Consider the following 22860-nt stretch of genomic DNA (forward strand, 5'->3'; position numbering starts at 1 on the left):
TATATCTCCAAAAATCTTTATTTCGCTTTTACAACATATCCCAGACATTGGGCATTTCCAGTTTCTCGCGGCTTGTATCAATAACCTGCGCCATTAATCTCATCAGCGTATCTGCTTCGTCTTTGCTCAGCCCGGAGAGCATAATTTCGTTAGCGCTTCGCAGTTCAAAATGTAGTTCCTCGTCGATTGCTTTAGCCTTTTCTGTGGGGTAGACAAGTTTCTGCCTTCTGTTTTCCGGGTTTTCCTCGCGGTACAGAAAACCTTCTTCGATTAGCTTGGCAACGGCTCTTGCTGTCGCTGCTTTGTCAACGCTCAAAACAAGAGAAATTTCATCCTGAGACTTTCCGGGATGGCGCAGGGCCTGCATCATGAATCCTACTTGGGCGTAGGTAATGCCCATGGTTTTCAGCTTTTCAGCCAGAATAACTCTATGCAGCCTGCCCATCTGTCCATTCATAAAACCAAAAGAAACGTGTTTTTTTACCACTTGCAAATCTCTATTCTTTGTTGATTAGTCAACCGTTGATGTGTCAACTAAACGTAAATTCAATAATAGTCAATTAAAAGCACAAAAGTAGTTGCTTAGCGGTAAAACGTATGCTCATATTTTGCTAACCACACTGACTATGGGTCTTCTGCTGCACATAAACAAACCGGAATGCTGATGGCAAATGTCTTAATTATCGATGACGATCCTTTTATCGGAGAGATGCTGATCGCTATTGCCGAAGCCCTCAATTACAACGGAGAAAAGGCCTTGACCCTCAAAGAGGGGCTTGATCTTGCCCGTGAGGAACGCTTTGATGTTGTTTTTCTTGATGTAATCCTGCCTGATGGAAACGGGCTCGATGCTCTGCCGGAACTTCAGCAGCTCAACAATATGCCCGAGGTAATTATCATTACCGGAAAGGGTGATTCCAAAGGGGCTGAGCTGGCGATAAACTCCGGAGCATGGGATTATATTGCCAAACCAGCCAGTCAGGAAGAATATATGCTGCACATGAAAAGGGTCTTCCAGTACCGCAGCGAAAAACAATCTTCCAGCCCAAAGCTCGGCCATCATAATATCGTAGGACGTTCCGACTCAATTGTCCGTTGCCTTGGGCAAGCTGCCAAAGCTGCGGAAAGTCATGTCGGTGTACTCCTGCTGGGAGAAACAGGGACCGGCAAGGAGCTTTTTGCACGGGCGGTTCATGACAACAGCATGCGGCGAAACGGTCCTTTCATAATAGTCGATTGTGCTTCGATCCCTGAAACTCTCGTGGAATCAATACTTTTTGGACATGAACGGGGGGCATTTACCAGTGCGGATACAAGTCATGAAGGGCTTATAGCCAAGGCTGACGGCGGAACCCTTTTCCTTGATGAAGTAGGAGAGCTTCCGGTTTCCATGCAGAAATCCTTTCTTCGAGTCTTGCAGGAAAGGACCTATCGTCCTGTAGGCGGGCACGAAGAGCGCCGAAGTGATTTCAGGTTGGTTGCGGCCACAAACAGGGACCTTGAGGCATTGGTTCAAAGCGGACGTTTCAGGCAGGATCTGCTTTACAGGCTTCAAGCATTCACCATTGAGCTGCCTCCTTTGAGACAGCGCGGAGAAGACATTCACAGGCTTTCCCGGTACTACCTGAATAAACTTGCTGCAGATTTCAATGCTCCGCCTATAGCCATTGCCGATGAGTTTCTCGATGCACTTAAGTCCTACTCATGGCCGGGCAATGTCCGTGAATTGTTTAATGTGCTGGAGCAGGTTTTTACTGCCAATCCAGAAGCAGGTGAGTTCCTGCCTATTCATCTGCCGGTCAGACTTCGTGTCTCGGCTGCTCAGGCATCTGTGCTTCCGCGGCAGGATTCGCGAAATACTCTGACCCTGATTAAAGGTAATAAGTCACGCAAAATACAAGACGATGCTGCTGTTGGAACAACAATTCCGGAAATCAGCATACCGGATTCGTACAAGCTTCCGTCTTTTAAAGAATACAGGGAAGAAGCTGTAATCAGTGCTGAAAAAATTTATCTTGAAAGGCTCATTCTGATTAGCAAAGCCAATATGACAGAGGCTGCAAAGATATCAGGTATTTCAGTTTCGAGGCTATATGCCCTGCTTAAAAAGCACGACATCAAGAAGCAATACTCTATAGATTAGGCAAAAAAAATCCTCTGCGACGGACCTTCGCAGAGGATTTTTTCGGCAGCAATTTAATAAGCTAGTCCATAGAACTGATATTAAATGCTACAGAATAAAAGTGGTGTGTGAAGTCAACGTACTCAACCGGAACGGTTTTGGGTACGTCAATCCTTGCCTGTGCAAAGTTTACAATACCTTTGATTCCGCCATCTACCAGATAATTGGCCGCACGTTGCGCCCTTTCCGGCGGGGTAGTGATAATTCCGATTTCAAGTCCAAGCTCTTCCACCCGAGCCTTGAACTGGCGGGTACAGACAACCTCAAGACCGGAAACGACTTCTCCAATCTTATAGGGATCGCAATCAAATGCGGCGCGAATGGAAAATCCGCGTAGAGCAAATTCCTTATGGCGCAACAAAGCTCGTCCGAGGTTACCGACCCCTACAAGTGCGCAACCCCAGACCCGGTCAACGCCGAGGGATTGCTTGATTGAAGAGATCAGTTCATGCACGTAGTAGCCGACGCCGCGCACGCCGAATTCACCGAAATATGCCAGATCCTTACGAATCTGAGAAGGATTAACCGAACAGGCGCGGGCCAGTTTTTCAGAGGAAATAACCTCTACACCGTCCCGTTTGAGTCCTGTCAAAACCTGTATGTATACAGCAAGCCTTTTAATGGTCGCTTTGGGGATATTCTGGGTTTTCACTTTTATTTCCTATTTTCCATGACAAATGCACTTGCACGAAAAGAATCAGCTGGTAGTTTAAGGTTTAGAGTTCCGGAGCCCACTACCTTCCCTCATTAGTTCGCTCACTCCCTACTTAAGAGCCGAGTCGAACGCAACCTTTTCCGCCACCGTCAATTATTTATATACACTAAAACCCTTGCTCTCGGCTACCCCGTCAGACGCATAATATTAATTTATGCAGGGTATTATAGCCATAATGTCGGTAAAACCCCGATACCGGCATCAAACATGTGAAAAAATTAACAATAATTTGTGGAAAAAAAAGGAGGCCCGAAGACCTCCTTTAAATATTTCCAAATCCTTAAAACTAACCGATGAGGGGGTTAGCGAAGAGCAGGATCAGGTTAACAACGAGAGCGTAAATGGCGAGGGATTCTACGAATGCCAGACCAAGAATCAGAGTAACGGTGATTTTACCACCAGCTTCGGGGTTACGTGCAGTACCTTCACAAGCAGCTTTCAGACCGAGGCCCTGACCGATACCACAACCAGCAGCAGCGATAGCCATACCGATAGCGGTAGCAGTAGCAGTAGCGGAAGCAACTTCGGGAGCTACGCCGGAAGCGAATGCTGCGCCAGCAGCGAGAACCAGAGCCATGGTGTTCAGAACGATAAGCAGAGCTTTACGCATTGTAAAATCCTCCAAAATATAAGTTTATTTAACAGGTCGTTAGACCATTTCCCCAAAATTAAGTTTACTTGATCCTAGTGAGCTTCTTCCAGAGAACCTTTCAGGTAAATCATGGTCAGCATGAAGAAAATGAAAGCCTGGATAACCTTTGCCAGCATGAACAGGAAGTACATGGGCAGGGTTGAAACAACAGGAGCAAGCAAGAAGAGAAGAACGAGAACGATTTCCTCACCGCGGATGTTACCGAACAGACGCAGAGTAAGCGAAAGCGGACGCGAGATGTGGGAAACCACTTCAATGATAAACATCAAGGGAGACAGAGCCGGAATGGGGCCCATGAAATGCTTGATGTAGTGGGCACCATGAAGTTTGATGCCGATGTAGTTGTAGTAAAGAAAAGTACATACAGCCATTGCTGCGTTAGTATTGACGTTCGCAGTAGGAGCGTCAAATCCGGGAACAAGACCCATAAGGTTCAGTACGAGGATGTATACAAAAAGAGTACACATGAAAGGAAATACCTGACGTCCGCCCTCACCGACGTTTGAGACGACAAAATCTTCCAATCCCCCGATAATAATCTCGGCAAGGTTCTGCACCCCGCCGGGAACCAGACTAAGCCTTCTGGATACAATAAAACCCAGTACGAAAAGAACACCCATTCCGAACCATGTGTACCACACGTGGTTGGGGATGTGAGTTCCCAGAGCGTTGTTAAGCTCTGTCATGATCAATAATGGATGTGGTAAACCTCCAGCCATGATCCTTATGCCTCCTTCACTTTTTGCCGTAACCCGGCTACGCCCCAAAATATCGCATTCACAACTACCGTACTAAGACCTGCAAGAAGAGCGTAAATTGAACACTGTCCCCAGACTATTAGCCCGTAGATGATCAGCCCGGATAAAATGAGCCGACCGTAGAAGCGAATTAACAAGGACACAACCGCGCCCTTGCGCATGTAAGCCAGATGCTGACCGAACTTGGCCAGCGACCAGAAGTTGAACGTTACCAGAACCGTCCCTGCGGCCAGACCCAGTGCCCAGTGGACAAACCCGATGGATACTACGGCTGCTATAAGACATGTTCCAACAGCTAGATACAATTGATTTCGCACCAAGCTGCGTACGTCCGGATGAGTGAAGCCCCGCCTGTGGAGGAATGATTCAATCTTCTGATTCATTTTCATTGGTTCCAGGACCTTTCCCCTGATCCTTTTTCTGAATGCGCTGAACTTCATCGAATACGTTCTTGAAGCCGGCAGCGATTCCGAAACACAAGAAAACAATTAGAAGCCAAGGCTTCGTTCCCAACCATTTATCGAGATACCACCCGATACCCAACCCGACAAAGGTGGAGACAACCAGATGAGTTCCGATCGTTGCGGCATTGCCGAGCAGATCGAAGGTCTCTTTATTCCCTCTTAAAAAGAACATGTTGCTTCCGGTCCTTTATTTTATCCGGGGTGGAATTTGGTGCGCAAAGCGGACTTTGCGCAAACCTTCACAAGTGAGTCCCGTCTAGCACAATCATCAAATAAGAGTCAACGGATTCTTTATCCAGAACCTCTATTTAACTGAAATTTTATTCCAAAGATCAGTAGAGGAACCCACCTCGCAACAAAAAACACATAAATTCATATCCCTGAATAGCAGAGGGCGCAACAGCAAAATGAAATTTGAACATTCATTCAGCTTTTTTTTTAAAAAAAATTACAATTAATAAACTAAAATAGCTGTATATTTTTATTTGTAAAAAATTTCACAATCAGCCACTCCGGTTGAAAATGTTCACTCCTCCTGCGGAGTGACTTTTTTTCCATATACAAGTAAGTCTTACAGCTCAGACCGGATACCGAATTTATTACAGGAAGATCGCAAAAATATGACCATTTATGAATTGTCTTTGGACAGGCTCAGCTCCAGACAGGAGCCTTCTGATATAAATTATGAATCCAGTGCGGAAATACCGGAATCAAAATACGATTACGATCAATTCCAGCCCCGCGCTTTGCAGGCTTTCCGAATGGCCCTTGCCATCAAGGGGACCTGCCATAATTTATACCTGTCAGGGGATCCCAATCTGGGCAGAAGCTATTTTGCCCGTGAATATTTTGAGCTTCGGGCCGCCAAACAGGAGACACCGCCGGACCAGCTGTACCTGCATAATTTTTCTCGGCAGGACCATCCCATTTCGGTCAGCCTGCCTGCAGGACGGGGCAAAGAATTCAAAAATTCCATGTCCGAAACAATTTCACAGATCAGGGAACAGTTGCCTGCCTGGTTTGAGCGGGAACCGCATGTAAAGGCCCTTGAACAGATTTCGAGATCATTTCAGGATGAGCGGGAAGACCTTTTCACCAATATGGAAGGCATTGCCAAAGATCGCGGATTCAGCCTTGAAATTGATGATCACGGGGGTTTGACTCTGATCCCGCTCGTTGAAGGGCGCATCCTTAATGACGATGAATTTGAACGTCTCGACCCCGATGTGCGCAAAACCCTGCGCAATGCCGCAGACGACCTGTTGGCAGAAGTGACCACCATCCTGCGCCGGATCAGTAAAACTGAAGAAGGCTTTCGTAAGGATGAACGCCAACTGCATCAGGATTCAGCCAAGGAACTTCTCAAAGATCTGCTCAGCCCGTTGCATGAAAATTTTGATGAGTTTGAGCAGATAAATGGCTACCTCATTGAAGTGGAGGAAGAATTACTCGATAACATTGACCTGTTCATGCCCAAGGAGGCACAGGCCCCGTCTCTTATTCCGGGTTTGCAGCTCCCGGAAGCATCTCCGGTAGAAGAGCTTTTCACACGTTTTGAAGTCAACCTGCTGGTAGATAACAGCAGGACCAAAGGCGCTCCGGTGGTCATGGCCGATCACCCGACCATGTTCAACCTGCTCGGTTCGATTGAACGGGAATCTGAAATGGGAGCGCTGTACACGGATTATACGCTCATACGCGCCGGAGCCATACATAAGGCAAACCATGGCTATCTCATTGTTTATGCAGATGATATTTTGAGTACCCCGTCGTCTTGGGAAGGATTGCTGCGCGCCCTGCGGACCGGTCAGGCCAAGATTGAAGATCCCGGTGATGGGGAACAGGTCCGCACTAAAACCATTGAACCCGAACCAATCCCGCTGGATCTGACTGTAATTCTGATCGGCTCTGAGGAAACTTACGAAATACTGCTTTATAACGACGAAAGGTTCGGTAAATATTTTAAACTCAAAGCCCACATGCAGCTTACCGCTGAACGCAATGATGACAATGTCGAACGTTTCATCCGGGTGCTGGGCAAAATTATTGCTGATTCAAAACTGCTTCATTTTGACCGTTCATCTCTGGCCAGAATTGTGGATTATTCCAGTCGGCTGGCTGAAGACCAGAAAAAATTGTCTCTGCGCATCCCCCTTTTAAAGGAAATCATGGTTGAAGCATCGGCACTGGCAAGGCTGGACAACAAAGATATGGTGGACCTGCCCGCGCTGGCAGAGGCCATTACCATGAAAGATTTCCGCTCCAATCTTTATGAAGATGAATATATGAATGAATATGACCGAGAAGTCATCAAGGTGGAAACCTCGGGTGAGGGTGTCGGACGGGCCAACGGTCTTTCAGTCACTCTGTTCGGTAATTATGAATTCGGTCTGCCGCACCAGATTTCGTGCACCATAGGAGTGGGACACGGCGGAATTCTGGACCTTGAGCGGGAAGCGCGTATGGGTGGCCCTATCCATACTAAAGGTATGATGATCATTAAAAGCTACCTTGTGGGGCTTTTTGCTCAGGACAAGCCTATCGTGCTTACCGGCAGCCTCTGCTTTGAGCAGAGTTATGCCGGAATTGAGGGTGATTCAGCTTCCGGGGCCGAGCTGGCCGCCCTGCTTTCAGGCATCTCCGGGGTACCCATCAAATTTGATTACGCTTTTACCGGGGCTGTCAGCCAGTCCGGGACCATCATGGCTGTTGGCGGAGTCAGCCGTAAGATCGAAGGCTTCTTTGAAGTCTGTCGCCGCCGGGGTTTCAACGGAAAACAGGGTGTTCTCATTCCGGCAGATAATGTGCTAAACCTTATGTTGAGAGACGAGGTTGTTCAGGCTGTGGAAAAAGGTGAATTCCATATTTATCCGGTCAAAACCATTGAAGAGGCTATCTACATCCTTACCGGAATTGAAGCCGGGGTTCGTGGTGAAGACGGAAAATTCCCCGAAGGAACCCTTTACCGCAAAGCTGATGAAAGACTGGCTGAACTGGCAAAGCTGGCCAGCCTTGCCGAGTGTAAAAAATAAACCAGACAGGATATTTATATGTCCAAATCATGGATAAAGAGCAAACTTCCTGAATTTGTACGGGATACTTTCAGGGATTTCTGCCTGGCAGGAAATGCGCTGGAAGAGCAGTTCGAAACTTTTGACCGTGAGCGCAGCGTCAGTTTTGAAGCTCTTGACGACCTCATCGGCACCAAGATGAATAAGGGGCTGCTTTGGCGCTTAAAGGATACGGCCCATCTGCTTTTCCGGAACGAAGAAAGCGACCCTCTTTCAGGACGTTTTCTGGATTGGGGTATGGGATATATTTTTCACGAGGCTTTCAAACTGCGTGAGGATGCTTACCAGAACCTCAACTACGCTCCGCTATTTTCTTCTTTGCGCGGCAAGGATACCGCTTTGCCCGAATCAGTAATCGGGCAGGGCTTTGTGCAGGTGGTGGAGCAGACCGAAGAAAGTATGGAAAGGGAAATAAGCCGTATCAGATTTATCATTTCCAGATGTCGAAAACTTTTCCCAATTTATCTGAAAAAACATAAGGGTAACCCACTTCTGGGACGCTTGCTGTTTTCCCAGAGCCATCTGATTCACGAGGTTTTTCGTGAGGAATATGAGATGCTTATTGATGTAGTATACGAGGATGAGCCCGAAATGCTTTATGTGTTGGCTTCGCGGAGTTTACGTCTGGGCGGGTGGATGGAAAAAGCTGTGGAAGCCACCGGACTGGCATTTAAATTAAACCCGAACAACCTCAAGGTGTTGCAAGAAAAAGAAATTGTTGATAATTGGACAAAAACAGTTAAAGTATGATGACTAAGCAAGCGAACAATTCTAAATAATCGCAGGAGGCCTTGAAAAATGAAGAAACTGATCTGGCTCGCAATTGCATTCAGCCTGATGTTTACATGGGGATGTGCCAAAAAGCAGGTTCCGCAGGAAGATGTTGTAGTTGTCGAGGAAACTGAGGTTGTAGTTGTTGAGGAAGAACCCGCTGCTGAAGTTGTTCCTCCCACCCCTATGGAAATCTACGAAAGTGAGTACAAGACTCTTCCCACTTCCCACGTAGTAACAAAAGGCGAATGCCTCTGGTGGATCGCTGAGTACAAGCAGATTTATAATGATCCGTTCATGTGGCCCCTTATTTACAAGGCTAACAGGGACCAGATCAAGAATCCTGACCTGATTTATCCCGGTCAGTCTCTTGAAGTTCCCCGCGCAGGCTTCACCCTTGACGAAGTTAAGGATGTCCGCAAACAGGCCGGTGCTTCCTGGAAAGCTCTCGAGCCCGCTGAGAACGCAATGGTTCCCGGCGAAATGAAAGCCGCGCTCGGTTACCTGTAGAAATACAAGCATACCCGGTTTTTAAAACCCCGGTTCCCGCAGCAGTGGAGACCGGGGTTTCTTTTGCTTGAACCGCAGCATGATTACGGGGTATAGAAAAGTAATTTATTTTTCTAACTATAAAATTTTGGGATTCTTAAATCCTTTCATATCAAAAGGGATTTAAGGCCCCCGACAGGCCCCCGGAAGCAGATGCATGAATTTTATCAACTGGCTTAAATCTGGATTCGGCAAACTCGTTATTGCCACAGCCCTGCTTCTGCTTTTCAGCACGCTCGGTTTTTACTGGATAGAATTGGGCGACGGTGAAGAAGCACGGATGTCCCAAGCTTTTTGGTGGGCCATCGTTACACTGACCACTGTGGGATATGGAGATATGGTCCCCATCACAGTGCCGGGCAGAATTTTAGGCGGGCTGGTTATGATTTCCGGCATCGGGTTGGTAACTTCACTCACCGGTAACATGGCTTCCATGCTGGTGGAACAAAAAGCCAAAAAACGTAAGGGGCTGTTATCAGTGAAAGTCAGCGACCATGTAATCATATTGGGCTGGAACGACTATGCCTTTGGCCTGATTGAATCTCTCAATGAACAGACTGCCCCCAGAAAACTGCATCTGGTTATAGTCAGCAACCTTGAAAGCGAGGTCCGCGATGAAATCGCCTTCAGGTTGAACATGGGGGATCAGCTTAATTTCGTACACGGCAGCATCAGTCAGGCAAACGTTATTTCAAGGGCCAATCCTGATGTAGCCCGCAATGTCTACGTGCTCTGCCAGAGCGGGCTGGACAGTAAAGAATCCGACCAGCAGGCCATTTATGCTGTGCTGGCACTGCGCACACTGGCCCCAAAGGTTCCGGTTTATGCGGAAATTGCTCTTCACGAAAACAAGGAACATCTGCTTCGGGCCGGGGCCAATGAAATTCTTGTGCGCGGGGAAATATCAGGACGCATGATGGGCATGATGGGTGCCAGTCCGTCCATGTGGTCTTTTTTTAGGAACCTGCTTGGACTGGGTGATTCCGGGCGGCTGATTTTCCGGCCCTTTACTGCAGAAGACCGCCAGATGAACTGGGGAGAACTGAGCTCCAGAATAAGAAACTGCAGCGGCGATCTTCCGGTGGCGGCCTGTAAACTGGGTAAAAATTTGACCCTGCAGGATGTGCTGGACGAAGGGTCCGCACTTGACCAGTTCATCATGGAACTGTTCAAAACCTCCGGACAGGATTCTTCTCTGGGTATGCAGGGGCCGAAGGTTCAGATGAATCCACCGGACAGTGAACCCATGGATGAATACGATGCCCTGCTGGTCATCAGCTCTCCCGGAGGTCAGGAAAATGGCTGATTTCTGGAGTTCCATTCCACTTTTCCAGAATCTTGATGAGCAAGAGTTGCAACAGGTCAGACCCATCTTTGCAAGCATAGCGGTACGTTCTGGTACGGATATTATTTCCGAAGGCGAAGAAGGGGACGAAATGTTCATTCTTGTGAACGGAAAGGTGCGCATTACCAAGGCTATGCTCATGAAAGGAATGTCCCTGCCGCTCAGCGAAATCAAAAATACCAGCAAGGTACTGGCCAATCTGGATGACAGCAGCTATCCCATGTTCGGTGAAATTGCGCTTATTGACCGTGACCACCGCTCGGCCACGGTAACTGTGGTGGAAGACTCCGAGTTTTTGGTTACTGACCGTATGAAGTTTTTTGAATTTGTGGGAACACACCCGGCCATCGGCGGGAAATTACTCATGACCATCGGCAAAAGACTGGCTGCCACAGTACGCCGTAACAACAACGAATTGGTCAAGTTGACCACCGCTCTTGCCTTGGCTCTGTCCAAAAGCAGTAGATAATCCATATCAGGACTTAAAGAAAAGTTTATCAGGTTTAAAAAAGATTTACCGCAGCGAAATTCTCAGATCTGACGGCCAATGACGCAATTTTATTGCCCATGGACTTTATCGTATTAAGGGTTCATGGTGCTCCGCGTATTTTCATTGAATAAGTTTTTTAACTCACCTGATTTCATCAACCAAATAACAAATCCCAAGGTCGTGAAGGTCCGTATTTATTATGTTGCGACCTTGGAAAATGTAGTGTTTACTTACGGTACTTCCGTGCAGGAGATAGATTATGAACGAATTGTTATGGCTGGGCTTTGCGGTCATGGACCTGAGTCTTGTCCTTATTATCTATAGATTTTTTGGCAAAACAGGTCTTTTCGGGCTGATTGTTTTCAATTTGATTCTCTGTAATATTCAGGTGTTGAAGACCATTGAATTGTTCGGGATGACCACCACTCTAGGTAATATACTTTATGCCAGTGTTTTTCTTTCCACAGATATGCTCAGCGAATTTTACGGTAAAGAGGAAGCCAAGAAAGCAGTTTATCTAGGATTTGTGGTTTTGCTCATGGCTGTGGTTTATATGCAGTTGGCCCTTAAATTTGTTCCGGCTGCTGACGACTTTGCCCAGCCCCATCTTGAAGCTATTTTCGGGTTTCTGCCCCGTATTGCCTTGGGAAGCATGGCCGCGTATATTATTTCCCAGTTGAATGATGTTTATGTTTTTCATCTGCTCAAAGATAAGATGGGCCAGCGTCATCTCTGGTTACGAAATAACGCATCCACCATGCTTAGCCAGCTTCTTGACTCATCCGTATTTTGTTTTGTGGCCTTGTGGGGGCTTTTCCCCTTTGAGGTCTGGGTTGAAATTCTTTTTACCACATACCTGTTCAAGGTTATAGTGGCTGTTATGGATACACCTTTTCTGTATATGGCCCGCCGGCTGCATTCCCGTGTTGCCGAGTCCTAAGCCATTAATTTTTAGACCATTATATTAATGAGGCTGCCAATGAGTAAAATGTTCGGTAAATCAGTTCCTTTTTATAAAATGCAGGGTTGCGGCAATGATTTTGTAATTATCGATAACCGTGAACTCGGGGTTCCGGTGGAAAAGATGCCTCTCTGGGCTGAAAAGCTTTGTCGGCGCGCTTTCGGCGTCTACGCTGACGGCATTTTCTTTATTGAGAACGCTCCGGAAGGTTCCAATCTTGATTTTGTATGGCAGTTCTATAATTCCGACGGATCAAGGGCGGAAATGTGCGGTAATGCTTCCCGTTGCGCCGGTCGTCTGGCTCATGCACTGGGCATCGGCGGCGAGCAGCACACATTCGGTTCCGATGCCGGACCTATCAAGGTGCAGGTTTTTCCTGAGCTGGAAGAAGTAAAGGTCCAGCTTACTCCGCCTGAAGGGGTGGTTGTAAATCAGACTCTTGAAATCGACGGCGAGGAGTATGAATACCATTTCGCCAATACCGGAGTCCCCCATGCTGTTGTGCAGGTTGCAGATGTCGAGGATGTGGATATCAAAAAACTCGGGGCGGCGTTCCGTTATCACGAGGCTTTCGCTCCCGCTGGTACCAATGTCAACTTCGTTCAGATCGATGATAATGACAGTCTTATCGTCCGTACTTATGAGCGTGGTGTGGAAGATGAAACCTATGCCTGCGGAACCGGGGTCAGTGCAGTCCAGGTTACCCTTCATGCACAAGGGCTTACTGATGCCGCGGTGCGTATCCGTACTTCCGGCGGTGAAATTTTAAAAGTCATAATTGAAGATGGAAATGTCTTTCTGCAGGGTGGGGCTGAGCTCACTTTTTCCGGGGAAGTGTTTCTTGAATCTCTGGGAATTGAGTAAATTTCAGTTATTATTCCGGTTAAGGATGCTGCCTGAGGGCGGCATCCTTTTTTTGTGTCTTGAAAAAACCTCCCTTGAATGTATAAAATTCGATATAGATAAAATCAATGCTTGCAAGGCTGGAGTATTCCTTGTATAGCCTTCTTTCCGCGCCTGTTGTGATTTATCAGATAACGGATATTCCTGTATTTCAGTAAAAATTATTGCTCGACAAGAAAGCAGTTCGATTGCAAATCTGATTGTTTATGCTAAGCTACTTAAAATAAAGAGCTAAATGTATGTCTGTTATTACATAATAAACTGGCACGAAAATGGCTTATAATTAACATTGATTATAATCATAAAACAATAAACCAAGGGAGAGATAAAAATGGCAAATAACGAACTGACTAAACTCTTGCAGGACGTTGTTCTTAAAAACGATAAGCCTGCCCGTGATGTGGCAAACGAAATCAGCAAGCCTTACCCCACCCTCCTTCGTGAAATCAATCCCGAAGACAAAGGTGCCAAGGTCGGCGTTGAAGAACTGATTCCCATCATGAAGGCTACCGGCAGCATCCGTCCTTTGACCAGACTGGCCAATATCATGGGCTATGTCTTGGTTCCGATGGATATCAACCCCGAAGATCCCGATGAAGCCAACTACATGGCCCTTGATCTCATGGACGGTTTCGGCAGATACTCCAAGGCTCTCAAAAGCGCCTTGCAGGCCGATCCTTCCGAAGAGCTGGTTGATTCCGTAGAGCAGGAAGGTTTTGAAGCAATCACCGCTATCCTTACTATGGTTCACTACCTGCGTAAGAGAGCAGAAGAAGAGAAAGCTAAGAATGCACCTCGCCTGGCACAGGTCAGCTAGCAGAAGTTCCATAAAGCTCTATCCAATAAAAAATCCCCGGCAGTTTAAACTGCCGGGGATTTTTTATTCAGCGCTCCTCAGCTGGCGGCCTGAAAATAAGGCTCAGCAATCATGGACATCTTTGTTAATATAAAAACAGAGGTCAAAGAGGTTGTTGACCATCTGGTCTACAAGATGATCCTGTTCCGGGCTGGGAGGCTGCGTATTAACTGTTTTATTAATTATTTTCGCGAATAATACCGAAACAAGTTCGTCGTCCTTATTGGTCCAGTATTTTGTTGCAGACGCAGCTTTATTATCAAATCCGTGATAATACATACACTCCTCCGTGAGTGGGCATTGGCCGAGCATAAATTTGTCCGCCGGTTCATACTTAAGCTATCGGACGGGATAGCAAATCTCTTTACATAAAATAAATATTTTTTTGAACTGGTTCAAACTACCTGCAGTCATTGATTTAATCATATAAAATAAATACAAGAGAAGGGGTGGGTGTCAGAATCCCTCTTCCCTGATAAGATGGTATCAATTTAATCTGTAATAAAGGGTGGATCTGCCTGTGAAGGTGGATGTGCCGGGATGTATCCGATGCGTTTTTCCCTCAGAAGAAAGATAATTGCCATTGCCTGCGGAGCCGCAATTATTCCCATTGTGGTCATGTTCATCATTACTAATATACTTGAAGACCATTTGCATGACTGCATGAAAGGTGAGGTTCGTACTCTTATTGAATCCCATGTTTCCCAGATGACGGCTGATCTTTATGAGGAGTGCCGTACAGCTGATCAACTGCTTGTCGCTGAAACAGGCAGGGCAGCTATGGCTTTGCAATCCCTGATGGATGATGAAGGTAAAGTAAAAGTTCTGAAAAGCGTTTCGGATTGGCAGGTAGACAACCTTCGTTCAGCGGATAAAGGCGAAATCACGGTCCCTGTGATGACCATAGGAGGCAAAAGCCTGACATATGCCGACCGCAAAGGCAACCCGTTGCCCATGCTGGTGGAGGCAACCCGTATATCCGGTGCCTATTGCACTATTTTTCAGCGCCTCAATCCCGAAGGTGATATGCTGGTGGTGGATACTACTGAAGGGGAAGGAGAAGACAACTGGGAATTGGGGGATATTTTTTATTCTCTGGGGGAAGACGGTCAGGTGGAATCGGCCATCGATGATGTGCTCGGCGGACAGACTGTGGAAAAATATGAAAGTCAGGACGACGGAACTCGTTATACTATCTATTTGCCCCTGCGAGATCAGGACGGCTATGTGGCCGGGATGATAGCTGTGTATATGGATGGTAAAATTATTGAAGTCCTCAGGAAATCCATGCTCAAAACCTCAATCGGCAAGACCGGGTACATCTGGGTAATCGGCAGCAAAGAGGAAGACAGGGGGCGCTACATTGTATCCAATTCAGTCAAAAATGACGGAGCCTCTGTGGATGCAGTGGGGGGGCAAAAGGGTTTTGTGGAGGATGTGATTTCGCAGGCTATTGAAGCAGGGGAAGGAAAACTCAGCAGCAAAACCTATGTCTGGAAGGTGGGTCAAGAAGATGAGGGCCGGGATAAACTTTCTGTATACACCTATTTCAAACCTTGGGGTTGGGTTATCGGGGCCGGAGTTTATCTGGATGAATATCAGGGAATTTCGAATCGTTTGACCGGGGTGCTGGATTACCTAGTGGAGTGGCTGCTGATAACCGGTCTGGTGCTGCTGGCAATTACTCTCGCTGTTTCCCTTTATGCCAGCGGCCTCATTGCCAATCCGGTCAGTCATATGGTTGAGCTGGTCAAGGTGATTGCCTCCGGTGACCTCCATAGAGCCAGAGAAACCATAGCCGTAGTGGATGAAAGCTGTCCCAGTGCCCGCAATGCCATCAAGCATGTCGGTAATCCGGAAAATCTCGATGAAACCGGTCAGCTCTACCTTGCAATCAAAGGCATGGTTGATACCCTTTATTCCCTGATCGGGCAGGTGCAGCGTTCCGGGATTCAGGTGACCACTTCTTCTACGGAAATTGCTGCTTCGGCCCGCCAGTTGGAGGTGACCGTTAACCAGCAGGCTGCGGCAACCACGCAGATAAGTGCCACCAGTGCCGAGATTTCCGCCAACTCAGGCGAACTTGCCGGGGCCATGCACCACGTGAATGATGCTGCATCCAAAATGGACAACCTTGCCTCTGAGGGGCAGGACGGCCTGAAGACCATGATCAGGATAATGGATGACCTGAGCTCCGCTACGGCCACCATTACCGGCAAGCTGGATGAAATCAATGACCGGGCCAATGCCATTGAGGGCATCGTCAATACCATCACCAAGGTTGCGGACCGCACCAATCTGCTTTCCCTTAACGCGGCCATTGAAGCTGAGAAGGCCGGAAAGTTCGGACAGGGCTTTTCGGTTGTCGCTGCCGAAATCAGACGGCTTGCTGACCAGACTTCCGTAGCTGCCCTTGAAATTGAGGACATGATCAGCAACATGCGCAGCTCCGTTGATTCCGGTGTGGATGAAATGGAGAGATTTGCCTCGGATGTCCGCTTCGGAGTGGACAAGGCAGGCAAGCTGGGCAAGAAACTGGACGGTATTATGACCGGGGTCCGGGAGCTTAATCCAAGGATTGAACAGGTCAACGACGGTATGACCGCACAGGCCGAAGGTGCCGGGCAGATCAGTGAAGCTATGGCTCAGCTTTCCGAGACTGCATCGGATACATCTGATGCCCTTTCCGAATTCAACCGGGCAACATCCCAGCTGAACGAGGCTGTGCAGGGATTACGCAGCGAAGTCTCCCGCTTCAAGGTGAGTGAATAACCATGCTGGTACTCACATTCAGAATAGGCGAATATGTTTACGGGCTGGAGGCCCGTTCCGTAGCCGAAGTGGTCCCTCCCGCGGTCTGCAAGGAGTTGCCCCGTTCTCCGGATTACGTAACAGGACTTTTCAATTACCGTGGTAAAGTGACCCCGGTAGTGGATTTATCCATGCTGGCTATGGATATTCCTTGTGCTTCGCGTATGTCCACCCGCATTGTCATTCTGGATATAGCAGACCTTGATGGCAGAGAGGACCGGGAGGAGCATTTTTTAGGTTTGCTGGCCGAGAATATTACCGCAACCTTGAAGGTAGCTGATTCTGATTTTGAGGATCCCGGATTGGAAATACCGGACGCTCCGTGGCTGGGGCGGGTGGCTCGGGTTAACGGATGTATGCTGCAGTTGCTCAAACCGCAGAAGCTGTTGACCGATGAGTTGCGGAGGGTTCTTTTCCCCAAGGAAGGAAAAGGTCTGCCGGATGCATTTCAGGAGTAAATGATGAATCTTGAACCGTTTCATAAGATTCTCAATCGGGCCATGGGGCTTGCACCGGAGTCGCTGGCCAGTTCCGGTATCAAGCTGGCCCTGAAAGCGCGTATGCGTGAGACCGGGTGTGACGAGTCGCATTATCTTGCCCTGCTGCGTTCAAATGATCTGGAGCTGGCCGAGCTGGTTGAGGAAATTGTAGTCCCGGAAACATGGTTTTTTAGGGATAGCAAGCCCTTTGATCTGCTTTTTGAAACAGCTCTGGGAAAAAAGGACAGGGAATTCAGTGTGCTCAGCGCTCCATGTTCCACCGGGGAAGAATCTTATTCCATTGCCATGACCCTTATGGGGGCAGGGCTTAAGGGATTCAAGGTGGACGGTGTGGATATAAGTGAACGTGCTCTGCACAAGGCCCGGGGCGGGGTTTATTCTGATAATTCTTTTCGAACCGATATTCCTTTCTATGCCGAGAGGTGGTTCCGTAAATGCGCGCAGGGGCGTCAATTGGCGGAGCCGGTCCGGGAGGCGGTCAGCTTTTATTCCGGTAATATTCTCGAAGGGTGTCTGCCTCCGGGAAGATACGATGTTATTTTTTGCCGTAATCTATTGATTTATCTGGATGACGATTCAAGAAAATGTCTGGTGTCGTTGTTGAATGATAAATTGAAGGATAACGGATTGCTTTTTGTGGGACATGCAGAAATTCTGCCCATTTTCAATGACTGGTTCACCCCGGTCAGGAAGCAGGGAACATTCGCCCTGCGCAAGGGCAAGCGCAAGGTAGCCACATTGCTCAAGCCTCCGGTCTGCCCCAGACAGGATTGCTCACAAAAATTTTCCGCTGTTCCAAAACCTCAGTCAGCGGCATACAGGCCTCTTAAAGCCGCATCTCCGCTCAAGCCCATGGTCATGCCCCGTAAAGAGCAGAGGAGTTCGGTTGCAAAGAACGGAAAGCAGACCCAGCCTACCGGACAACCGGAGCAGTCTGTTGCGTCTGTTGATGAAATAAAGAAACTGGCTGATCGGGGCATGACAGATGAAGCTTTAAGCATGTGCGACGGGCTGTTGCGTGAGGGCGGTCCGGACCCGGAGCTTTTTCATCTCTGCGGGCTGCTGCATGAGTCCGGGGGAAATATTTCTAAGGCTGAGGAATACTATGGCAAGGCCCTATATCTTGAGCCGGACTATATGGAATCGTTGGTGCATCTTGCCCTGTTGCTGGAAAACAGGGGGGATGTGCGCAAAGCAGAAATCATGCGCAACAGGGCCCGCCGGGCTGAAAAACGAAATGAGGCCGGATAATGCTTAAATCCTGCTGGAATACAATCGGTTACGCCGGGGACAGGTCCTGTGCCGAACTCGAGAACTGGAGCCACTGCTACTATTGCCCGCATTTTACCAGTGCCGGGTTGTCCCTGCTGGATCGCAAGCCTCCCGAAGGTTATCTGGATGAAAATACCAAGTCCGTGTCCATTGCCAAAGAAGAGGAAAAGGCAGAGACTTCCGGGGCGGTTGTGTTCAGGATTTCAAGGGAATGGTTGGCTCTTTCCTCCCATGTTTTTGTTTCGGTTCTGGAGAAGCGTACCGTGCGGCCTGTTCCGCATCGCAACAGCAGGATGTTTCGTGGCCTGACCAGTCTGCAGGGTCAGATCATTCCGGTTGTTTCCGTGCGCGATCTTCTGGGGCTTGAGGCTGAATACCTGACCGAGGAGGAAAAGGGGTTCCGGGTTTACAGCAGGTTCATCTGTGTTGATCGCGGTTTCGGACGCTGGATTTTTGCGGTGGATGAAGTCTTCGGTGTACATCATTATCATCCTGATGCGCTCATGGATGCCCCGGCCACGGTAGCCAAGGCCCCGGCGGCATATACCCGAGGCATGTTTGAAATAGATGGTAAAAGAATTTCATTGCTGGAAGATGAGCTTCTTTTTGAGGCCTTCAACCGTATCATCAAGTAAGGCGGATATTATGAGCAACAGCTGGACAGGGAGAAAGTAAGGTGACGCGAGATATGGCGGATCTTTCCATGCTGGAACTTTTTCGCATGGAGGCGGGCAACCATACCCGGGTGCTGGAAGAAGGTCTCCCCGGACTTGGTGAAGACGTCTCTTTGGAAAAGGTGCAGCCTCTTATCCATGCTACTCACGCCCTGAAAGGTGCGGGCAAGATTGTGGGGCTGGTTGAGGCGGTGAGTCTTTCCGAGTCGATAGAAGCTGTGCTGGACAATTGTTCCGGTTCAGGGCTTCTGCTCGACCAGCAGGGTATTGATGCCTTGTTGGACGGTGTTCGTTTTCTGCATTCCCTCGGGGAAGTGGAAGTTGAGGGAATGGATGGCTGGCTGGAAGAACGGACTGAAGAACTGAAATCTCTGCTGGGGCGTTTAGGGGCAATACTTTCAGGAGATGTGTTTGCGGATAAGGAGCCTGAGTCTGTTAAGACGCCGGAGGTAGAATCTCTTGTAGAAACACAGGGCGTTTCCGAACAGCCCGAAAACGATATTTCAGCGCCGGAACCTGCTCCGGCAGCTCCGCCTAAAGAGGATATCCCTCTTGCCGATCTTTCCATGCTTGATCTTTTCCGCATGGAGGCCGAGAGCCATTCACTGGCCTTGAATGCCGGACTGCTGGAGCTGGAGAGGGATCAGTCCCCGGATAAGGTGGAGCCGCTTATGCGTGCGGCCCATTCTATGAAAGGAGCAGCCCGAATTGTAGGCCTGACTGATGCCGTGGCTCTGGCACATGCTATGGAAGACCTTTTGGTTTCCTGCCAGAAAGGAGAGACTGTTCTTGATGGAGCGCAGATCGATATGCTCCTTGCGGCGACAGATATCTATAGTGACGTTTCCCGGCTTGAAACGGATGCCATTCAGGGCTTCCTGAGCGAGCGCAAACCGCTTATGGACCAGATGGAAAAGGCCTTGCGTGGAGACGCGGCTGCTGTGGTCGCCGTCTGTGCAGATGTCTGCCCCGGAGGAGTTCCGGCTTCAGCTATTGAAGCCGCAATGGAGCCTATTGAGAATCCTGATTCGGGGGTTGATTCTGAAGAGCAGCCTGATTCTGTGCAGGATGATTCAGTTCAAAGTGTCATAGCTGGAAAGGTTACGGCAGCGGAAGAGAGTTCTGCAATCCGTGCCCCCAAGGATTCAGTCGTCCGTGTTTCCGCCGGAAATTTGAACAGACTCATGGCTCTTGCCGGTGAAAGCCTTGTTGAATCCGGCAGACTGGGTGAGTTCGCTTCTTCCTTGCTGCGGATCAAGGCCGGACAGCGTGATTTGATGAAGATTCTGGAGGAATCATGCGAACGGGTCAACCAGGGCGAAACAGCCGAAGATGTGGTTGATGAAATAAAGGATGCCCTGAATGATTGTCAGGTGCATCTTGTCAAGCATATCAATGAGTTCGACCTCTTTCGCAGGCGTAATGATAATGTTTCGGGCAGGCTTTACCATGAGGTTATAGCCAGCCGGATGCGTCCCTTCTCTGACGGTGGGCGCGGTTTTCCCCGTCTGGTTCGTGATCTGGCTCGTTCTTTGGGTAAGGAAGTGGATTTTGTTATCGAAGGTGAAACGACTTCTGTAGACCGCGATATTCTGGAAAAACTGGAGGCTCCGCTAAACCACCTGATCAGGAACTCAGTTGATCACGGTATTGAAATGCCTGATGATCGAGTTGCCGCCGGAAAAAATTCTACCGGGACAGTCAAGCTTATTGCCGGGCATAGGGCCGGTATGCTTTTTATTGAAGTACGGGATGACGGTCAGGGGTTGGACCCGGAAAGAATCAGGGCCAAGGTTGTGGAACGAAAGCTGGCCCCGGCGCGTATGGCTGAGGAAATGAGCCGTACGGAGTTGATGGAATTCCTTTTTCTGCCCGGTTTTTCCACTGCCGGAAAAGTTACGGAAATTTCCGGTCGCGGGGTCGGACTGGATGTGGTCCATGCCATGGTGCAGGAAGTAGGCGGAACTGTGCGCGCAGAATCTGAGCCCGGTCAGGGCATGTCTTTTTCCATGCAGCTGCCGTTGACCCTTTCAGTTATCCGTACTTTGCTGGTGAAGATTGCGGGTCAGCCTTATGCCATTCCCTTGAGCAGGATCAGCCGCATTGCCTGTGTGCTTCCCGAGCAGCTGCTGCTGGCCGAAGACCGCCAGTATGTGTCTCTTGACGGGGCCAACGTGGGGCTTGTTCCCGCAGCCCAGATTCTGGGGATGACTTTTCCGTCCAAGGAGCAGGACGGGGTGAAAGTGGTGGTCATAAGTGACCGCATGAACCGCTACGGGCTGGTGGTGGATGATTTTCTCGGCGAGCAGGATCTTGTAGTCCGCCCGCTTGACCATCGGCTTGGCAACGTTCCCGATGTTAATTCAGTGGCCATGATGCCCGACGGTTCTCCGGTGCTTATCCTTGATGCCGAGGATCTGGTGCGTTCCATCGACAACCTTCTTTCCGGGGGCAGACTGAGCAAGGTCGGGCTTGAGTCAGCAGAAATCGTTCCGGTGCAGAAGATTCTGGTGGTGGATGATTCCCTCACTGTGCGTGAGGTGGAGCGCAAGCTGCTGGCCAACAACGGCTATGATGTTGATACGGCTGTGGATGGTCAGGATGGCTTTAATGCAGTTATTTCAGGTAATTATGACCTTGTAGTCACTGATGTGGACATGCCGCGCATGAACGGTCTGGAACTTACTCGTAAAATCAAGGATGACCCGGATCTGAAATCCATCCCGGTGATGATGGTTTCCTACAAGGACCGCAAGGAGGATAAGCTCCGCGGCCTTGAAGCCGGTGCTGATTATTATCTGACCAAGAGCAGTTTTCATGACGAGACCCTGCTTTCGGCGGTTGAAGACCTTATAGGCGGGGCCGGAAAATGAGAATAGGTATTGTAAATGATCAGGCTGCATCAGTAGATGTGTTGAAGAAAGTAGTCACTGCAGCCGGGCACAAGGTACTCTGGATAGCCCATAACGGTGAAAGGGCAGTCGAAAAATGTTGTGCCCAGAAGCCTGATCTTGTGCTTATGGATCTGGTTATGCCCGTTTTGGACGGGGCCGGAGCCACGCAGATGATAATGAAGAAATGTCCCTGCCCGGTCCTGATTGTAACTGCCAGTATTGAGGCTAATTCAACCAAGATTTTCGAGGCCATGGGAGCAGGGGCGCTGGATGTGGTCACCACCCCGAGTACCTCTCCAAGTGGGGAAATCAATGGTGAGCGTGAGCTGCTTTCAAAAATATCCGTAATCGGTAAGCTGCAGGGGCACGGCATGGCCCGTGAACCCCTTAAGTCTGCTCCTAAAGCACGGCTGGTCCCGCCTTTACTCGCTATCGGTAGTTCCACCGGAGGACCGTCAGCACTGGCTGAATTGCTTGGAGCGTTGCCTGTTGATTTTCCGGCGGCCATCGCCATTGCTCAACATGTGGACGGTAATTTTTCAGAAAATCTGGCCCAGTGGCTGGACAGTCAGGTTAAGATAAAGGTGAACCTTGCACGCAGCGGTGATCTTATGCAGCCCGGCGTAGCGGTGATTTCCCCCGGAGACCGGCATATGCGTTTGGCTCAGGGCGGTATGGTGGAGTTGACCCTCGGCCCCGGGGATAATCTTTATGTTCCCTCGGTGGATGTGCTTTTCGACAGCCTGTGTTGTGCGGGTTTCCCTTCCAATTCGGCAGCGGTATTGTTGACCGGAATGGGCGCGGACGGAGCAAGGGGCATGCTTGGTCTCAGGAATGCAGGCTGGTTTACCGTGGCTCAGGATAAGGAATCCAGTGTGGTTTGGGGGATGCCCGGCGCGGCAGTGAAAATGGGAGCTGCCCGAGAGGTCTGCGCTATTGGAAATATGGCCGGGTTGCTGGTAAGGCATTTTAAGAAACGTTTCAGGAGTTAG

The 22860-nt window shown here is 49.0% G+C and carries 22 protein-coding genes; 15 read left to right on the forward strand and 7 right to left on the reverse strand.

The window, feature by feature from the left end; genetic code table 11:
- Positions 1-28: 28 nt before the first annotated feature.
- A complete protein-coding gene (locus ACKU41_RS12490; RefSeq protein WP_321401214.1) occupies positions 29-487 on the reverse strand; it encodes a MarR family transcriptional regulator in 459 nt (152 codons plus the stop codon).
- 177 nt (positions 488-664) lie between these two features.
- On the opposite strand from ACKU41_RS12490, the gene ACKU41_RS12495 reads away from it, so the two are divergent.
- Positions 665-2143 carry a sigma-54 dependent transcriptional regulator gene (locus ACKU41_RS12495; protein WP_321401216.1) on the forward strand — a complete coding sequence of 493 codons (1479 nt, stop codon included), beginning with the start codon at positions 665-667 and terminating at the stop codon, positions 2141-2143.
- Between the two features lie 61 nt (positions 2144-2204).
- Here the strand turns inward: ACKU41_RS12495 and ACKU41_RS12500 are convergent, their stop codons facing one another.
- The 5 genes from ACKU41_RS12500 to ACKU41_RS12520 all read right to left on the reverse strand — a co-directional run bounded on the left by ACKU41_RS12500 (position 2205) and on the right by ACKU41_RS12520 (position 4943).
- Positions 2205-2834 (reverse strand): redox-sensing transcriptional repressor Rex, encoded by a 630-nt coding sequence (locus ACKU41_RS12500; protein ID WP_319777711.1) that lies wholly within the window; start codon positions 2832-2834, stop codon positions 2205-2207.
- A 349-nt stretch (positions 2835-3183) separates the two neighbouring features.
- A complete protein-coding gene (gene atpE / locus ACKU41_RS12505; RefSeq protein ID WP_027720687.1) occupies positions 3184-3507 on the reverse strand; it encodes an ATP synthase F0 subunit C in 324 nt (107 codons plus the stop codon).
- A gap of 74 nt (positions 3508-3581) precedes the next feature.
- Positions 3582-4268, reverse strand: coding sequence for a F0F1 ATP synthase subunit A (gene atpB / locus ACKU41_RS12510; RefSeq protein WP_319777712.1), 687 nt, complete (start codon positions 4266-4268; stop codon positions 3582-3584).
- Between the two features lie 5 nt (positions 4269-4273).
- On the reverse strand, positions 4274-4624 hold the full coding sequence (locus ACKU41_RS12515) for an ATP synthase subunit I (protein WP_321401221.1): 351 nt from the start codon (positions 4622-4624) through the stop codon (positions 4274-4276).
- A 49-nt stretch (positions 4625-4673) separates the two neighbouring features.
- Positions 4674-4943 carry an AtpZ/AtpI family protein gene (locus ACKU41_RS12520; protein WP_319777714.1) on the reverse strand — a complete coding sequence of 90 codons (270 nt, stop codon included), beginning with the start codon at positions 4941-4943 and terminating at the stop codon, positions 4674-4676.
- 448 nt (positions 4944-5391) lie between these two features.
- Here ACKU41_RS12520 and ACKU41_RS12525 point away from each other — a divergent pair, with 448 nt between their 5' ends.
- The 8 genes from ACKU41_RS12525 to ACKU41_RS12560 all read left to right on the forward strand — a co-directional run bounded on the left by ACKU41_RS12525 (position 5392) and on the right by ACKU41_RS12560 (position 13678).
- Complete coding sequence (locus tag ACKU41_RS12525; RefSeq protein ID WP_321401224.1) at positions 5392-7803, forward strand: ATP-binding protein; 2412 nt, start codon at positions 5392-5394, stop codon at positions 7801-7803.
- An 18-nt stretch (positions 7804-7821) separates the two neighbouring features.
- Positions 7822-8592, forward strand: coding sequence for a hypothetical protein (locus ACKU41_RS12530; protein WP_321401226.1), 771 nt, complete (start codon positions 7822-7824; stop codon positions 8590-8592).
- Between the two features lie 48 nt (positions 8593-8640).
- Complete coding sequence (locus tag ACKU41_RS12535; protein ID WP_319777717.1) at positions 8641-9123, forward strand: LysM peptidoglycan-binding domain-containing protein; 483 nt, start codon at positions 8641-8643, stop codon at positions 9121-9123.
- Positions 9124-9319: 196 nt separating this feature from the next.
- Positions 9320-10468 (forward strand): ion channel, encoded by a 1149-nt coding sequence (locus ACKU41_RS12540; protein WP_321401229.1) that lies wholly within the window; start codon positions 9320-9322, stop codon positions 10466-10468.
- A complete protein-coding gene (locus tag ACKU41_RS12545; RefSeq protein WP_319777719.1) occupies positions 10461-10976 on the forward strand; it encodes a cyclic nucleotide-binding domain-containing protein in 516 nt (171 codons plus the stop codon). The genes ACKU41_RS12540 and ACKU41_RS12545 overlap by 8 nt, the downstream gene beginning before the upstream one ends.
- 280 nt (positions 10977-11256) lie before the next feature.
- Positions 11257-11937 carry a queuosine precursor transporter gene (locus ACKU41_RS12550; RefSeq protein WP_319777720.1) on the forward strand — a complete coding sequence of 227 codons (681 nt, stop codon included), beginning with the start codon at positions 11257-11259 and terminating at the stop codon, positions 11935-11937.
- Positions 11938-11976: 39 nt separating this feature from the next.
- The gene (gene dapF, locus ACKU41_RS12555; protein WP_319777721.1) at positions 11977-12822 is read left to right on the forward strand and encodes a diaminopimelate epimerase; all 846 of its coding nucleotides are present in this window, start codon (positions 11977-11979) and stop codon (positions 12820-12822) included.
- 370 nt (positions 12823-13192) lie between these two features.
- Positions 13193-13678 carry a phage regulatory CII family protein gene (locus ACKU41_RS12560; protein WP_319777722.1) on the forward strand — a complete coding sequence of 162 codons (486 nt, stop codon included), beginning with the start codon at positions 13193-13195 and terminating at the stop codon, positions 13676-13678.
- A gap of 102 nt (positions 13679-13780) precedes the next feature.
- On the opposite strand, the gene ACKU41_RS12565 is transcribed toward ACKU41_RS12560, so the two are convergent.
- On the reverse strand, positions 13781-13996 hold the full coding sequence (locus ACKU41_RS12565; RefSeq protein ID WP_319777723.1) for a hypothetical protein: 216 nt from the start codon (positions 13994-13996) through the stop codon (positions 13781-13783).
- Between the two features lie 270 nt (positions 13997-14266).
- Between ACKU41_RS12565 and ACKU41_RS12570 the strand changes: the two genes are divergently transcribed.
- Genes ACKU41_RS12570 through ACKU41_RS12595 form a run of 6 tightly spaced genes read left to right on the forward strand, consistent with a single transcriptional unit; the run spans position 14267 to position 22860 of the window.
- A complete protein-coding gene (locus ACKU41_RS12570) occupies positions 14267-16489 on the forward strand; it encodes a methyl-accepting chemotaxis protein (protein ID WP_321401233.1) in 2223 nt (740 codons plus the stop codon).
- A gap of 2 nt (positions 16490-16491) precedes the next feature.
- Positions 16492-16986 (forward strand): chemotaxis protein CheW, encoded by a 495-nt coding sequence (locus ACKU41_RS12575; RefSeq protein ID WP_319777725.1) that lies wholly within the window; start codon positions 16492-16494, stop codon positions 16984-16986.
- Complete coding sequence (locus ACKU41_RS12580) at positions 16987-18279, forward strand: CheR family methyltransferase (RefSeq protein WP_321401234.1); 1293 nt, start codon at positions 16987-16989, stop codon at positions 18277-18279. It begins immediately after the preceding gene.
- The gene (locus ACKU41_RS12585; RefSeq protein ID WP_319777727.1) at positions 18279-18935 is read left to right on the forward strand and encodes a chemotaxis protein CheW; all 657 of its coding nucleotides are present in this window, start codon (positions 18279-18281) and stop codon (positions 18933-18935) included. Before ACKU41_RS12580 ends, ACKU41_RS12585 begins: the two co-directional genes overlap by 1 nt.
- Positions 18936-18988: 53 nt before the next feature.
- The gene (locus tag ACKU41_RS12590; RefSeq protein WP_321401237.1) at positions 18989-21847 is read left to right on the forward strand and encodes a response regulator; all 2859 of its coding nucleotides are present in this window, start codon (positions 18989-18991) and stop codon (positions 21845-21847) included.
- Positions 21844-22860, forward strand: coding sequence for a chemotaxis response regulator protein-glutamate methylesterase (locus ACKU41_RS12595; protein ID WP_321401239.1), 1017 nt, complete (start codon positions 21844-21846; stop codon positions 22858-22860). The genes ACKU41_RS12590 and ACKU41_RS12595 overlap by 4 nt, the downstream gene beginning before the upstream one ends.

Origin of the sequence: Maridesulfovibrio sp. (genome assembly GCF_963678865.1) — a bacterium.
In the GTDB taxonomy this organism is placed as follows: Bacteria; Desulfobacterota; Desulfovibrionia; order Desulfovibrionales; family Desulfovibrionaceae; genus Maridesulfovibrio.

What these genes read in the sequence shown, in the direction of transcription:
- ACKU41_RS12570 (WP_321401233.1), top strand. Translation starts at nt 14,267, where the DNA reads ATGCGTTTTTCCCTCAGAAGAAAGATAATTGCCATTGCCTGCGGAGCC.
- atpB (WP_319777712.1), bottom strand. Translation starts at nt 4,268, where the DNA reads ATGGCTGGAGGTTTACCACATCCATTATTGATCATGACAGAGCTTAAC.
- ACKU41_RS12520 (WP_319777714.1), bottom strand. Translation starts at nt 4,943, where the DNA reads ATGTTCTTTTTAAGAGGGAATAAAGAGACCTTCGATCTGCTCGGCAAT.
- ACKU41_RS12495 (WP_321401216.1), top strand. Translation starts at nt 665, where the DNA reads ATGGCAAATGTCTTAATTATCGATGACGATCCTTTTATCGGAGAGATG.
- ACKU41_RS12590 (WP_321401237.1), top strand. Translation starts at nt 18,989, where the DNA reads ATGGCGGATCTTTCCATGCTGGAACTTTTTCGCATGGAGGCGGGCAAC.
- ACKU41_RS12550 (WP_319777720.1), top strand. Translation starts at nt 11,257, where the DNA reads ATGAACGAATTGTTATGGCTGGGCTTTGCGGTCATGGACCTGAGTCTT.
- ACKU41_RS12530 (WP_321401226.1), top strand. Translation starts at nt 7,822, where the DNA reads ATGTCCAAATCATGGATAAAGAGCAAACTTCCTGAATTTGTACGGGAT.
- ACKU41_RS12560 (WP_319777722.1), top strand. Translation starts at nt 13,193, where the DNA reads ATGGCAAATAACGAACTGACTAAACTCTTGCAGGACGTTGTTCTTAAA.
- ACKU41_RS12525 (WP_321401224.1), top strand. Translation starts at nt 5,392, where the DNA reads ATGACCATTTATGAATTGTCTTTGGACAGGCTCAGCTCCAGACAGGAG.
- dapF (WP_319777721.1), top strand. Translation starts at nt 11,977, where the DNA reads ATGAGTAAAATGTTCGGTAAATCAGTTCCTTTTTATAAAATGCAGGGT.
- ACKU41_RS12545 (WP_319777719.1), top strand. Translation starts at nt 10,461, where the DNA reads ATGGCTGATTTCTGGAGTTCCATTCCACTTTTCCAGAATCTTGATGAG.
- ACKU41_RS12580 (WP_321401234.1), top strand. Translation starts at nt 16,987, where the DNA reads ATGATGAATCTTGAACCGTTTCATAAGATTCTCAATCGGGCCATGGGG.
- ACKU41_RS12540 (WP_321401229.1), top strand. Translation starts at nt 9,320, where the DNA reads ATGAATTTTATCAACTGGCTTAAATCTGGATTCGGCAAACTCGTTATT.
- atpE (WP_027720687.1), bottom strand. Translation starts at nt 3,507, where the DNA reads ATGCGTAAAGCTCTGCTTATCGTTCTGAACACCATGGCTCTGGTTCTC.
- ACKU41_RS12595 (WP_321401239.1), top strand. Translation starts at nt 21,844, where the DNA reads ATGAGAATAGGTATTGTAAATGATCAGGCTGCATCAGTAGATGTGTTG.
- ACKU41_RS12585 (WP_319777727.1), top strand. Translation starts at nt 18,279, where the DNA reads ATGCTTAAATCCTGCTGGAATACAATCGGTTACGCCGGGGACAGGTCC.
- ACKU41_RS12535 (WP_319777717.1), top strand. Translation starts at nt 8,641, where the DNA reads ATGAAGAAACTGATCTGGCTCGCAATTGCATTCAGCCTGATGTTTACA.
- ACKU41_RS12575 (WP_319777725.1), top strand. Translation starts at nt 16,492, where the DNA reads ATGCTGGTACTCACATTCAGAATAGGCGAATATGTTTACGGGCTGGAG.
- ACKU41_RS12565 (WP_319777723.1), bottom strand. Translation starts at nt 13,996, where the DNA reads ATGTATTATCACGGATTTGATAATAAAGCTGCGTCTGCAACAAAATAC.